Origin of the sequence: Xylanibacter caecicola, from assembly GCF_013166515.1 — a bacterium.
Lineage (GTDB): Bacteria > Bacteroidota > Bacteroidia > Bacteroidales > Bacteroidaceae > Prevotella > Prevotella caecicola.
In genome coordinates, this window is sequence record NZ_JABKKJ010000034.1 from 1 (window position 1) to 14,647 (window position 14,647).

At 41.7% G+C, this 14,647-nt stretch carries 10 protein-coding genes and 1 pseudogene; 3 read left to right on the top strand and 8 right to left on the bottom strand.

Annotated features, from left to right (window positions below; genetic code table 11):
- Positions 1-235: 235 nt before the first annotated feature.
- The 3 genes from HPS54_RS11920 (at position 236) to fmt (ending at position 4,594) form a co-directional block, all read left to right on the top strand.
- The gene (locus HPS54_RS11920) at positions 236-1,156 is read left to right on the top strand and encodes a leucine-rich repeat domain-containing protein (protein ID WP_287229551.1); all 921 of its coding nucleotides are present in this window, start codon (positions 236-238) and stop codon (positions 1,154-1,156) included.
- A gap of 349 nt (positions 1,157-1,505) precedes the next feature.
- Positions 1,506-3,356, top strand: a complete 1,851-nt coding sequence (glmS, locus tag HPS54_RS11925; protein ID WP_172345668.1) for a glutamine--fructose-6-phosphate transaminase (isomerizing) — start codon at positions 1,506-1,508, stop codon at positions 3,354-3,356.
- 266 nt (positions 3,357-3,622) lie between these two features.
- On the top strand, positions 3,623-4,594 hold the full coding sequence (fmt, locus tag HPS54_RS11930) for a methionyl-tRNA formyltransferase (protein WP_172345669.1): 972 nt from the start codon (positions 3,623-3,625) through the stop codon (positions 4,592-4,594).
- A gap of 263 nt (positions 4,595-4,857) precedes the next feature.
- Here the strand turns inward: fmt and HPS54_RS11935 are convergent, their stop codons facing one another.
- The 8 genes and pseudogenes from HPS54_RS11935 to HPS54_RS12960 all read right to left on the bottom strand — a co-directional run.
- Entirely contained in the window at positions 4,858-6,675 is a 1,818-nt protein-coding gene (locus HPS54_RS11935) for a chloride channel protein (RefSeq protein ID WP_172345670.1), read from the bottom strand.
- A 58-nt stretch (positions 6,676-6,733) separates the two neighbouring features.
- The gene (locus HPS54_RS11940) at positions 6,734-7,303 is read right to left on the bottom strand and encodes an L-threonylcarbamoyladenylate synthase (protein ID WP_172345671.1); all 570 of its coding nucleotides are present in this window, start codon (positions 7,301-7,303) and stop codon (positions 6,734-6,736) included.
- A 379-nt stretch (positions 7,304-7,682) separates the two neighbouring features.
- A complete protein-coding gene (locus HPS54_RS11945; RefSeq protein WP_172345672.1) occupies positions 7,683-9,551 on the bottom strand; it encodes a leucine-rich repeat domain-containing protein in 1,869 nt (622 codons plus the stop codon).
- A 122-nt stretch (positions 9,552-9,673) separates the two neighbouring features.
- Positions 9,674-9,814 carry a hypothetical protein gene (locus tag HPS54_RS11950; protein ID WP_172345673.1) on the bottom strand — a complete coding sequence of 47 codons (141 nt, stop codon included), beginning with the start codon at positions 9,812-9,814 and terminating at the stop codon, positions 9,674-9,676.
- Positions 9,815-10,740: 926 nt separating this feature from the next.
- Positions 10,741-11,568, bottom strand: a complete 828-nt coding sequence (locus HPS54_RS11955; RefSeq protein ID WP_172345674.1) for an outer membrane beta-barrel protein — start codon at positions 11,566-11,568, stop codon at positions 10,741-10,743.
- Positions 11,505-13,061: a carboxypeptidase-like regulatory domain-containing protein gene (locus HPS54_RS11960; protein ID WP_172345675.1), complete on the bottom strand. Its 1,557-nt coding sequence runs from the start codon at positions 13,059-13,061 to the stop codon at positions 11,505-11,507. Before HPS54_RS11960 ends, HPS54_RS11955 begins: the two co-directional genes overlap by 64 nt.
- A 65-nt stretch (positions 13,062-13,126) precedes the next feature.
- Positions 13,127-14,533 carry a hypothetical protein gene (locus HPS54_RS11965; protein ID WP_172345676.1) on the bottom strand — a complete coding sequence of 469 codons (1,407 nt, stop codon included), beginning with the start codon at positions 14,531-14,533 and terminating at the stop codon, positions 13,127-13,129.
- Positions 14,530-14,647: pseudogene (locus HPS54_RS12960) on the bottom strand (IS5/IS1182 family transposase); the annotation flags it as partial. The gene HPS54_RS11965 and the pseudogene HPS54_RS12960, both read right to left, overlap by 4 nt.

Consider the following 14,647-nt stretch of genomic DNA (forward strand, 5'->3'; position numbering starts at 1 on the left):
TTGTCTGCAAAGGTAAGCATTTAATATCGGGGACGAAAGAGGTTATAGGTCTTTTGTCCCCATTTTATATGCTCTTTGCTTACTCACTTCTTTGACACATTTGTTGCATTATCAATTTGAATTCAGCTTGCGTGAAAATAGGTTAAAATCGTTAAATCTTCACTATCCTTAGACCAATAAATAAATTCCAGTTCACTTTTCTATCGTATTAACTGCATATAGCTGGCTGTCAAACATTTCCACATACTATAATTGTAATTCCTATTCATTATCTGAAATAAAATTGCCTTCATCATTGAAAAAAATAGGAGCGGAGGCTTTCTTGTATAGTGGTTCACATTTGAAAGAAGGATTGAAATTTCATGAAGGTCTTGAAAGTATAGGAGAAAACGCTTTTGCCTTTTTCGACATCTCAGAACTCGATCTTCCGTCTACTTTAGTATATATAGGTAATGGTGCATTTAACCATTGTGAGAATTTGAGACGTTTGAAACTTCCGGAAGAATTGGAACGAATAAATGATGGGACATTCTCTTATTGTAATAACTTGAATGAAATAAAATGGTCTGAAAATCTGAAAGTAATAGGAAACAAGTCTTTTGGAAAGATATGGATGAAAAGTCTTGAATTACCAGAAGGATTAACTACAATAGGCGAAAATGTCTTTGAGTCTACAGTGACAGAGAAACTGATATTGCCATCAACGCTGAATTCTCTTGCTTATAGTGCATTCAGATTATGTACGGCAATAAAGGAGGTTTATGCGAAATCCGCAATCCCTCCGATATTGAACATTAACGAAAGTGTTGTACCATTTCCAAAGGATGCCGTCCTTTATGTTCCGGTTGGAACAAGAGAACTTTATCTTAGTACATTTTGCAGAGGAGAGTTCAAAGAAATCATAGAGACCGAAAACTTCCCTACATCCGTAGACGGTGTGGTGACAGATAATGCAGCTTATGGTGTTTGTGGAGGAAATGGAACAATAAGTATTGTAAACAGTTGCAAAGCAGTTGCACCTTATTATATATATACGACAGATGGTACACTTTATAATAAAGGTGTTGCGGCAATGGGCACTACTGCGGTAGATGCCGGTAAAGGAGTTTATATTGTAAAAACAGGAAACGGAACACACAGGGTTATCGTAAGATAACAGTGTGTTTTTTATATTAGGATGTCAAAAGGAGATAAATGGAGATATGAGAAGATAAAAGACAATGGTCTTGAACTATATAACGAAGCATATGTCTTTTATCTTCTCATATCTCCACTTATCTCCTTATTTTGAATATCCCCATGTTTTTAATTCATGCATAGACATATCTTTAGAGTTTAAAGAAAATAGTGTATATTTTGTTATTTATGTGAAATATATTATTTTTGCACACGTTAATATATTGACAGGAAGTATCGGATTATGTTTGTCGCTCTGTTGTGTGTGACGTTTTTGTTATTCCGGTCTCCCTGTTCATGCAAAGAATAGAAATAAAATTACGTAGCTTATGTGTGGAATAGTTGGATATATAGGTTTCAGAAATGCTTATCCCATTTTGATAAAAGGTCTTAAGCGTCTGGAATATCGTGGTTATGACTCTGCCGGTGTGGCTCTTATAAGTGATAGCGGCGACATGAACGTTTATAAGGAGAAAGGAAAGGTTGTAAATCTTGAACGCATAGTTGAAAGTCATGATTGTTCCGGATGTCTTGGCATCGCACATACCAGATGGGCTACACACGGCGAACCGTCTGCCGTGAATGCTCATCCCCATGTTTCGCAGAATGAAAGGCTTGCGTTGGTTCACAACGGAATTATAGAAAACTATTCCAGTTTGAGGGATTTGTTAGAGAAAGAAGGCTATGTATTCAAGAGTTCTACGGATACCGAAATACTTGTACAGCTCATATCGTTTATTCAGGACAGGCAGAAGAAAGACTTGGAAGGGGCTGTGCTTGAGGCATTGCATCGTGTTATCGGGGCATACGCCATTGCCGTGATAGACAAGAGTACTCCTGACAAGATTGTGGTGGCGCGCAAGAGCAGTCCGCTTGTTATTGGTATTGGCGAGGACAATAAGGAATTCTTCCTTGCATCCGATGCGTTGCCTATAATAGAATATACCAACCAGATGGTTTATCTTAATGACAACGAGGTGGCACTCATTAAGGTTGGAAATAATGTGGAGATACGCAATTTTGACAATTGTGGTGTCAAGGCGGAGATAACGGAAGTGGACATGAGCCTTGAAGCCTTGGAGAAAGGCGGATATGAACACTTCATGCTTAAGGAGATTTTCGATCAGCCCAAGTGTATCATCGACTGTATGCGCGGACGCTTACTTCCCGATAAGAAGAAGATAGTGCTCAGTGCTATAAACATGCACCGCGAACGCTTGTTGCGTGCCAACCGTTTCATTATAGTGGCTTGCGGCACTTCATGGCATGCCGGGCTTATAGGCAAGCAGATGATAGAGCAGTGGTGCAAGATACCGGTTGAGGTGGAGTATGCCTCGGAGTTCCGTTATCGTAATCCTGTCATACAGCCCAATGATGTCGTTATTGCAATATCGCAGAGTGGCGAGACGGCAGATACAATGGCTGCTTTTGAACTAGCGAAGAAACATGGTGCGTTGTGTTTCGGCATTGTGAACGGTGTTGGCTCGAGCATTTCCCGTGAGTCGGATACGGGTATATACATCCACGTAGGACCGGAAATTGGCGTTGCTTCCACTAAGGCGTTTACCGGTCAGGTGACCGTACTTACATTGTTCTCCCTTGCCCTCGGTCACGAACTGGGCGTGATAGGGCAGGTTGAATATGAACAGCATATAGACGAACTGGCGCGTATTCCGCGTAAGATAGAAGAAATCCTTAAGAAAGACGATTGTATAAAGAAGATAGCACATTCGCTTAAAGATGCCCGGAACTCGCTTTATATGGGACGTGGCTTCAACTATCCCGTGGCATTGGAAGGTGCTCTCAAACTCAAGGAAATAAGCTATATACATGCCGAGGGCTATCCGGCTGCCGAAATGAAACATGGTTCGATAGCACTTGTTGATGAGGACATGCCGGTTGTGTTTGTTGCAACTCACCATCAACTGTATAAAAAGATTATAAGCAACATAGAGGAAGTGAAGAGTCGTAACGGGCGTATCATTGCTATTGTGACAGAAGGCGACGAGGAGGTAAAGAAACTTGCGGAAAGTGTGATAGAGATACCGCCGACATTGCCCACCATCGTTCCGCTTCTTTCAGTAATTCCGCTGCAGTTGATAGCTTATCATGTTGCAGTTGATAAGGGGCTGAATGTGGATCAGCCGCGTAACCTTGCAAAGGCTGTTACAGTTGAATAATCTTTTTGACGTTAGGTTTCAGAAAGTTGGATTTTAAAGATGATGTTTCAAAATAAGCAATCATCTGCGTTGTAGGGACATATTTTTCACTTCGTTCAACAACACGTCTTGTATTTGTCCGGGTATATAACCACTGATTTTCAAACTGCTACGGGCGGACAAATACAAGAATATGTCCCTACAAACAACAATATTGAAGCCCTATAAACTCTTTCATTTATCTGAAATCTGACATTTTAAACCAAACATCTATCTATATATTGAACATGACAAAGAAAGATTTACGTATTATATTCATGGGTACTCCGGAGTTTGCAGTGGAAACGTTGCGCGCTCTTGTTGAGGCAGACTATAATGTAGTTGCCGTTGTTACGCAGCCGGACAAACCTGTCGGGCGTCATCACGAAACATTGCAACCGTCGGCTGTAAAGCAGTATGCAATGTCAAAGGGGCTGCCTGTGCTTCAGCCGGAAAAGATGAAAGACCCTGTCTTTGTTGAGGAACTACGTTCGTTTGAAGCAGACTTACAGATAGTGGTGGCGTTCCGCATGCTTCCGGAGATAGTATGGAACATGCCGCGATACGGAACCTTTAATGTTCATGCTGCATTGCTGCCGCAGTACAGGGGTGCCGCACCGATAAACTGGGCGGTGATAAACGGGGAGAAGCAGACAGGTGTAACGACGTTTTTTCTTGACCATGACATCGACACCGGACGTATCATAATGCAAGAGCCTTTTGAGATAAACGACGATTATAATGTGGAAGACGTCTATAACGGTCTGATGAAACTTGGTGCCGAGATAGCATTAATGACAACCGACCGTATAATCGAAGGTAACGGACATGTGCCTTCACTTCCCCAAGACGAGATGATTGCAACGGGAGATGTCCTTCATCATGCCCCGAAGATATTCAAGGAGACATGTCGTATAGACTGGAATATGCCTGCGAAGAATATTTATGACTTTGTAAGAGGTCTTTCGCCTTGTCCCGGAGCGTGGACGAACATCATCTCTGCCGACGGCAAGGATACGGTTCTAAAGATTTACAAGACATCCAAAACCGGTATGAAAAGTACATCGCCATGCGGTACGGTATTGATGGAAAAAGGTTGTATGTATGTATGTACCGCAGACGAACTTCTTAAAATAGACATACTTCAGTTGAGCGGAAAGAAACGTATGAATGCGTCCGATTTCTGTAACGGGCGTAAGGAATTAAGAATTAAGAGTTAGGAATTAAGAATTGTTGGAAATGAAGAACTTTTGGAAATGAAGAATGAAGAATGAAGAATAAAGAATGAAGAATGAAAATTACTTTCTAAAGTATAGAACTTAATTCTCAAAGGCAGAAGCAAATTCTTCATTCTTCATTTCCTTCCAGTCGCCGAACGTTATTTCTTTATTTTACTACATCCTAATTCTTTATAGAAGTAATTTTAATTCTTCATTCTTTATTCTTCATTCTTCATTTACTTCCGTTCTTAATTTTTTAAGATTTATTCCGCCGACAAGTCGGCAACTATCTGCCTGTAGACCCCATAGAGATGTATGCGGTTTACATATCCGATAAGACGGTTGTCATTGTCCATTACGGGCAGCATCATTGCATTTGTTTTTTCAAACTGCTTCATTATCTTTCTCATAGAGTCGTTCACTCCCAGTTTGCACGGCGGTTGTGACATAAGCTGTGCAACCTTGAACTTATGATAAAGTTCTGTGCGGAATACGATATGGCGCAGTTTGGAGATGTCTATCTCTCCCATGAAATTATTGTCCTTGTCGAGAACCGGAAGCAGGTCGGTGCGACTCTTACTTATAGAATGTATAAGCATTCCAAGTTCTGTATCGGGTCGTACAGATGTGAAGTGTCTGTCTATGACGCTGTCAAGACTCATCAGTGTCAGTGCCGCATGGTCTGTATGATGCGTAATCAGTTTGCCCTCGCGTGCCAGACGCATTCCGTATATGCCGTGCGGCTCGAAAATTATGATGGTGAGATATGAACATATACATACAATCATCAACGGTATGAATTGCTGATATCCGCCCGTGATCTCGGCTATAAGGAATATACCTGTCAGCGGAGCGTGCATCACTCCCGCCATTACTGCCGCCATTCCAAGCATTACAAAGTTCTTTTCAGGTATATATACACCTATCCCGTGCATGTTCCATACACGCGCAAATAGAAATCCTCCGAATGCCCCCATGAACAATGACGGTGCGAACGTTCCTCCACATCCGCCTCCTCCGTTGGTGGCAGATGTTGCCACTACTTTGGTGAACAATACCATTATGATGTAAAGTATGAGCATGTTGCCATGTCCGGCAAACATCGAGTTGTTGAGGATTGTCTCCCAGTCTGCCTCTGTCTTGCCGTTGAGCAGAATGTTTATGCTGCTGTAGCCCTCGCCGTAGAGTGAAGGGAAGAAAAGTATCAGTGTGCTTAGAAGTATGCCTCCAAGCATCAGACGGGCATACGGGCGTTCTTTCAACCGTCCGAAGATACCCTCACAGGCATTCATCGTGCGTATGAAATAAAGGCTTATTATGCCCCCGAACACGCCGAGAAGAATGTATGCTGGCACACGTTCCATCATCCATGTACCGTCAAGGTGGAACCGGAACAGCGAGTCGCCGTTGGAGAAAATGTATGTAAAGCATGTCGCCGTTACACCGGATATCAGTATCGGCAGCAATGACGCCATCGTAAGGTCTATCATCAGTACTTCGAGCGTGAACACAAGTCCGGCTATCGGCGCCTTGAACACGCCGGCAATCGCCGCTGCCGCACCGCAACCTACAAGCAGCATCAGTGTCTTGTTGTCCATTTTGAACATCTGACCGAGGTTGCTGCCTATTGCCGATCCGGTGAGCACGATAGGAGCCTCTGCTCCCACACTTCCTCCAAAGCCGATTGTTATGGCAGAGGCAATCACCGAACTCCAGCAGTTGTGCCCCTTCAGCTTGCTGCGGTTGCCGCTTATGGCATATAATATCCTTGTTATACCGTGACTGATGTTGTCTTTTACGATATGCCTTACAAACAATGATGTAAGATAAATTCCAATTACGGGATATACAAGATAGAGCAGGTTTAGGTTGTCCTTGTCAAATCCCTCTGTCAGCAACAACTCTATCTGTTTTATTATCCAGTGCAGTATAAATGCCGCTATTGCGGCGAACAGACCGACGAAGAAACTCAATATCAGTGTAAACTGCTTGTCGGTAAGGTGCGTCTTGCACCATTCCACCAGCTTTTGTCTGATGCCCTTTTCTTTTTCTGTCGTTATTTCTATATCTTCAATATTCATAGACGTGTGCCTGTCGTTTCTCCAGACTCCCTTTTCTCTTGATATAAAGACTATGATGTCAGTCTCTTATTATTTCAACTTTTCCGTCTTTCTGCAGTCTTATGATGCTCGACGGTGTGTGCGGTTTATGTTCCTGTCGGCGTGCAAAGCATACGTAGTCCACTGCTTCAAGCAGTTCGGGCGATATGTCCCGATAGTTCTGTGCCGCCGGTTTCCCGCTGATGTTCACGCTTGTAGATACGATTGGCTTTTGGAAACGGTAGCACAGTTCTTTTGAAAACGCTTCCCGTGTTATGCGCATGGCGATGCTTCCATCCGGGGCGATAAGGTTCGGTGCAAGATTTACGGCATCGTCCAGTATTACTGTTGTGGGCTTTGTCGACAGTTCCATTATGTCCCATGCCACTTCGGGCACGTTGCGCACATATCTTTGCAGGCGCACGTCTGAGTCCACCAGACAAATAAGTGCCTTGGAGTCGTCTCTCTGTTTTATTTTGTATACCCGTGCCACAGCCTCGGCATTGGTTGCATCGCAGCCAATTCCCCACACCGTATCGGTGGGATATAATATCACTCCGCCGCGTTTCATCACCTCCACGGCGTTCTTTATGTCGTCTTTTATATTCATTCTGTTTTTATTTATATAGCGACAGCCGCTTTATATGCGGTGCGCGATTTATATAAGAAAACGCAAATATACGAAGAATATTCGACAAAACAAAATAGCGAAAGTCGGACTTTAGTCCTGTTCGCGGTAGCAAAGCGATTCGATTGAGTCAAATATACGGATAGTACGAGAACAAGTGCGCCACTTCACGTCGTAAAGTGCGTAGGTTTACGGTGTGATGTGGCGCACTTCCGACCATGGCTGATTTTTCTTTGCGGTTTATTGGCTTTTTATGTTGTTGCGGTTCTGTTTGTGGTAAAGTGATAAAAAAGCGGAGGCAGGTGCATGTATGTACACCTGCCTCCGTCGCGTTTATGCGCCGATTGTTCCGAATAAAGGATTATTTCGCGCTTACGTATGCCTTTGTGGTCTTTGCACCTTCACGGATGATGTACACACCCGGAGTGATGTTGTTTGCAGAAATTCTGATTCCTTGCAGGTTATAGTAAACCTTTCCGGTGTTGTCATTGTTATTCTCAACTCCGTTGATGCTTGTTGTCTCTACACCCTTGATGATTGTAAACTCTTTCCAGCTTGTAGCGGCTTTGTAGTCGTCTATTGATGCGGTCGGAACATAGAGTGTTGCTGTAAGGAAGTCTTCAAACATTCCGTCGGTTGTACATGTCGGAGGAACGGTGTTGAGAGATGTTATCTCCTTAATGCCGGTACAACCCCAGAAAGCCATAAGCTCGATTTCCTTTACGGTAGAAGGAATTGTTATTGTTTCGATAGCCTTACAGTTATTGAATGTCATTCTTCCGATTGTTTCAAGACCTTCTGCCAGAGTTACGGTCTTAAGGCTCTTGCAGCCGTAGAACGTACTTCCGGAAAGAGTCTTGACGCTTCCCGGCAGACTTATCTCTGTCAGTCCCTCGCAACTCCAGAAAGAAGAACCTATCTTTTCAACTCCGTCGGGTACGGTGATGGCGGTGAGTTTTGTGCAGTTTGCAAATGCCTGGTCGCCCAACTCTTTCAGTGTAGACGGCAGTGTCGCAGTTGTCAGAGCTTTGAAACCATAGAACGAGCGACCGATTTTTGTCACACCTTCTGGTATTACAACCTCTGTCGTTTCAGTTCCGTTGATGTATACCTTACCCCAGTTTCTTTCTGATGTGGGAAACACATTGTATAACGGGTTTGCATTGCCGTTGTAGAATTCGATTGCACACCATGCCGCCAAGTCGGCAATATACAGGCTTCTTACATTACTTGCATTGCGGAAAGCATCATTGCCTACGGTCTTGATAGAAGCCGGTATGCGTATAGTCTTGAGGGTACGGTTTGCGTAGAACGCCTTTTCTGCTACAGATGCCACGGTGTATGTTGTACTGTTTACTTCGATTGTTTCCGGAATATTAAGGTCATTCACGCTTCCGAGACATCCTGTAACCTCTGCTGTTTTTGCATCATTGTCAAGGCTGTATGTAATTCCGTCTACAGTGGCACTTGTCGGGTCTGCATAAGGGTCTTCTGTCACTTCTTGTGTAAAGATGTTGTAATCTATGTCAAACTTGAAACTGCTCAATGTCCATCCGTTGTAGCTACCGGCACCGTTGGTGTCATAACCAAGGAAGAGGTTTCCCTTTGCAGATACCACAGAACTGTTGTCTGTTGTCGTTATGTTGAAAGACGGATTGCGAGTCAGCCCGTCGGCTGTATTGTTGAACATATAATATATGTTCTTGACACCTGTGCCGTTGGTGGATATGGTGTGCCCTATGGGACTTTCGGTCTTGAGCGTAGCCTCCTTTGTGGCTGTATCGAATGTGACAGGAACATTGTAGAAATATCCGGAAGTGAATATAGTGTTGATACCTACTATGCTGAGGGTGTTGTCCGCTGTCTTGGTTATCTGTAGCGGAGCCTCATAGCTGTCTGTCCCGAGTACAAACGACATTTTGGCATTGGCTTCTGTTGTCGATATCTTGTTCATTATGATTAATCCACCTTCTTGTCCCTGGTATACAACCGTGCCGTAAAGTCCCTTATCGAATGTAATGGTGTTACCGCTTACGGTGCCGGTTATATCCGTGTCGTCGGTACCGGTTCCGGAGATGGCATGTATTGTTACGTCGCCGTATGTGCTATGTGTTCCGACGACAACACCTGTAGGTATTGTAATTGTACTTGTTGTTGCATCGTATGATGCCTTTACGTCATAGCCCTCTGCAAATCCTTCAAGTATGATACCGTCGTTGTCGGCAACCACACTGAAAAAGCCGTTGAATTTGCTTTTGGTGTCATCATAAACAGTAATAAAACTTTTACCGACAATACTTTCAGAGGTATTGGAAGCAGTTTGAACTTTTGTCTTGGGAGCCGACAGCTTTTCTACCCCCCCATTTTTGATTGAATCTTTTTTAACTGCAAGTGAGTTTCACGTTTCAGTTTGTTGAAGTCTTGAAATCCCGTTGCAGCTGTTACTGACATGGCAAATACAGCCATTAGGGCAAGCGTAAAAATCTTTTTCATACGTGTGATTTTGATTAAACCTGATTAATTCGCGACATTTACCTTAAATAAGTGATAGTACCAAACGATAAAGCAAAATGCTTTAAAATATGGACTTGTCTTAGACATAAATATATCGTGTCGCGAAAATACGATACAAAATGTCTGTTTGTTGTAGACAAAAGTAGTCTTTTTGTTTTGTTAACATGTCTTTCGCTTGTCAAAAACATATATGTATAAATGTTATTTTGACATAAATCAAAAAGTTTGATTGTATATATATCACATATTGTGGTAGTATTGTTTGTTTGGTGGCAATGAAGTCGTCGGAAAGTTTAGACGACTTCATTTTCAGAATTTGATTTTAAAGTTCGACGAATTCACGTTATATTATTAAATTGTCAATTATTCATTATTTTGCGCTTATTCCTTTCTTTTTGATTTTTCATAACCCCGAAATACTGCGATGTTCAGAAAAAAGAAGCTTGTTGGTGCTAAATAACGCCAAAATTCGTGTGCAGACATAATACGTTTGATATCAATTGGTTACGTGTAAAAGTAAGAAAATGTGCATCATTCGGGATAAGAAAATGGCCTGATTACTATACGAAAGTTGCCTAATTACGTTCCAAAAGCAGCCATTTTACCCTGCAAAATGCGGCATTTCAGACCCTAAAGGCACGTGCTTTACTCCCTTTTGGACGTACTTTTAGCAAAAACGCACGTTCGTTTATCACAAGACGCACGCCTTTTCATCAATTACGACCGCTCTTAACAACTTTTAAAACGTAGAACGCCACTTTTAGATGACGGTTTTGAAATGACAAAATGACACGAAAATTTAATTTAACGTGAATTCGATGAATTCAAAAAACACTATAAAATGCAACAATTTTCGCTAATCACAAAACTATCAGACAATTAAAATTCATCGAATTCACGTTAAATTAATATTGCTTTACTTCGGCAGCTTTCCTGCTGCTTATTATATATTCCGGTGGTGTTATATCTGTTTTTATGCTGTTTTTTGCAGACTTCCGTCCTGTGCTGAACTTATACGCAATGCTTAGTGTCACCATTCTGAAACTGTAGTCGGAGCGGGTATGGTTCTTGTATGGTGCTATCGGTGAGTAATTGATGACATCTTGATATGAGAATGATTTTGAAAACGGATTCTGTAGTCTCAATGATGCAGACATACGACCACCGAGCCATACACGTTGTAAAGAGAACGACATGGATCTGCCGCTCGTTTCGAGCACTTGCCCATAAAAGTCGTTGTTGTGTGTCCATATATTATACGACATTATCCAACCGTTATATCTTGCATTAAGGTTTGCCCTGAACCATATCTTGCCGTAGTTTTGTCTGAAATTCGTATCGCTGCTCTTGCTTGAAAAATGGTTGTATCCTGCTGCGATTGTGGCGGAAAGCCACTCCCACGGCTCGGCAGATATTTCTATGCCGGACTTTAAGGCGTTGATATAATCAAAGTTGTTGGGCATGCGTACAATCATTACGTCTTTTATGAAAGTCTCTTCCTGTATGTTCTTTCTCGTATGCTCATAGCTTATATATGTGTTTATATCAAATTTGCCTATACCGATGTTGCTGTCAATATCCAGTCCGATGGCATGACCGTGTTTTAATTCAGGATTGCCGCAACGTATCTGATATTCATCTATTTGCTGTTGTGCAGTGCTGAGGTCGTTTATCTGAGGTCGTTTATCTGAGGTCGTATCGGAACGTATCCCAAACTCCCTCCGACATAGCAACGTTCGTTGAACAGATACTTTGTCTGTAAAGAGATTTTTGGTTCAACCGTCGTACTCTTATATTTGTCGGCAACGCTTGTATGATTTAGTGCCAGTATCAATATCATTGATGCGTCGAACTTCTCTTTTCTATAAGATATTTTTCCGTTCAGTGTCGAGATGTTACGTAGCAGTCTTGATGTACCGTCGTATTTTCCGGAATAAGTGCTTTTGGCGATGTTTAGATACGATGCGGCAGACGTTTGTAATATCCAACGGTCGGACATTATGTTACGATACATGCCTGTGAATGAACCGCCATGCGATGTCGCACCGGCATCGGATATAATATCTGCAATAGTCTCGTTTCCCGATATTTCTTTATAATATCGGTAAGCATCGGCTTTCGTTACATAGTATGTGGCATCAAACATCATCATCTGCTTTTTACTAAATATTTTTCTGTATAATACATTTGTAATGAAAGCATTGTTCTCTGTCGATGTATCGGTATGTTTGTTGCTCTTATAGTCTTCCGGTCCGTATCTGTAAACAACTGAATTTAAGATGTTGTTGGGTTGGCTGTTCAGTTTTAATTCTGTCTTCACGTACAAATAATCTTTTTCAGAAGGTGTATTGAAGTATGCCAAAGAAATATTATGGTTGTTTTCGTATGATGTCATATTGGTTGTTTCTTCCATGCGGCGGATTACTCCGTCTGGCATGTAGAATGTCTCGTCTGTAAATTCAGGATTGAAATGATGGCTGGAGCCGTTCTTGTATCCATTATATCCAACGGCTAATTCCGATGATTTGCCCGTTGTTCTGCTTTCTATGTTTATTTCTCCGACACTTCTGTTAAGCTGCTTGTCAAGAATTATGCTGTTATACGTTCCCCTTGTTCCGTTTTTTGTTATCACCCTTATGACAAGTTCAACGTCTTCCTGTTCCTGATATTCAAGTCCCGGACGGTCAATGTATTCCACTCTTACAATGTCTTTTGGGAGCAAAGCCCTTATTTGTGAAACAGTGGCTTTGGTATCATTTATATAATATCTCAGATTTCCCTTGCCCCAGTATCTCACTTCGTTTGTTCTCGCTATTATCGTTGTTCGTGGAAGTTTCATCATGCTTAACAGCGATATTCCGTCTGCCGAGTTTCTCCGTTGGTTTTCAGTAGGATATAATATGCGTCGGTCGTGTACAATTCTTATCGGTTTAGGCTTTATCACGGTTTCATCCAGTCCGATAACACTTTCTTGCATTATGATACTGTCCAGTCTTATATCTGTTTTTGATTTCTTTATAATATAAGTCTCATCATTGAAACCAATATGTGATATAGACAGCCTGTAATCATTACCGTATGTGCCCTCTACTTTAAAAGCTCCGTTCTTGTCTGTCGTGGTTTTAAACTCATTTTGTTTACAATGTAAGTTTATATTGGCAGAGACCAACGGTCTGTGCCTGTTGTCAAACACTCTTCCCGTAACAGAAAAAGTATCTTGTGCCATACATATAGTTGCATATATGGTTGCGATTAATGTAAATACAGCCTTTCTGATGTTTCTAATACAAATCATCGTTTGGGCGATAAATTCATTACTTGTTGCAGACAGTCTTTAAATCCTCTTTCCTTCATGAATGAAGAGAATTTCTTGAATGTGGGTTCATTATTCTTGTCTGATGTCTTCAGATAGTCGATAACGGCTGTTGTAAAGTCCTGTTCTTTCTCGCTCTCTTCGGCATATACTTTCAGCAGTAGCGGCAGGAGATCGTAATATATCCACGATGTGTTCTTCTCTTTGCCCTCAAGTGATATTGCGTTTTTCTCGTTTTCCTTGAGCAGTTCTCTTGCCTTTTTCCTGTTCAATCCGTTTTTCAGCATCTTTTCAATTTTTTTGTCAAAGATACTGTCGTTGAAAGCCTCTTCGTAGAATACGGCAGACAGATATTCCACAAGGCTCTCACTGAAGAAACCATACTCGTATAAATTGTCGTTGTTTTTAGTGATTTCAGGCAGATAGGTATGCAACACCTCGTGCATCAGCGTGTATGTGTCGTAGTGTGAGTTGTCAAGCAATATCAGAGAATATTTATTGTCACGATGTGCCCTGCTGAACACAGCCATTGTTTCAACATCTCCCATTTTCCGGTAGAGTGTTTGCTCGCTTTTCACGATGAAAATGGAGTCGGGCGAAGCCTCTCTGCCTATATGTCTGTCAAGTGTATTTATTGTTTTTCTGATACGTTCTTCAATACGCTTGTTTTCTGTATCATCATGTTGTTTATATGCAATGATTCCGTTCCCGCTCTTTGTGGAGTCTATTCTCTCGGCGATTAAGTCTACAACGCGTTTGCCTTCCGTATATTTAAAATGATTGTATGCAGGGAGATAGAACAGATAAAATGCAGGCTCTTCTTCATCGGTACTGAAAACTATTGACGGTTTCCCGTTAATCTCTTTTATGCGTTTGCTGCTCCTTATATGGAAAAGTGACTTGTCGATATTGAAAGAAACATGCAACGAGTCTTTGTTGTCATTGTTTGAGATAAACCATGACTGTGTCATTTCCGGCATCGCATAAAGAGCCTGTGGAAAGTATTTCAATCCTAACCCTTCAAAAGTATCCATGGAATAAGTCACTTGGCGTAATGTTCCGTAGTCTCTTTTGTTTATTCTTTCAATGAGTTCTTTTGCTCCTTTGGCATGGTAAGTTCCTGAGTCTGTATATATAGTCGCGTCTTTTATTGTGATGTCTGAAACAAGGTCGTTGAGCCAAAAATAGTGTTTAAAACCGTATGCCTTGTCTTTCTCGTTGTCGTTGAATATCTGTTTTATCCGCAGCTGTACGAAAGGGTGATAAGTCCAACTCTTGTCCGGTATGGTGTCATATTTGTATACAAAATCAGAATAGAATGCCGTCACCTCAATATCTTGTTTTATTGATGCGGAGGAACTGTTTATGACAGATATTGAACTCATTTAAACTTTTGTGATTTGTGAATTTTATTAAGAAAAACCACAGCAAATGCGAGATAATTCCATCCTTTCCAACTGGATACGGTTGTATCAAATCTCGTGAGTATGGATCTAAAA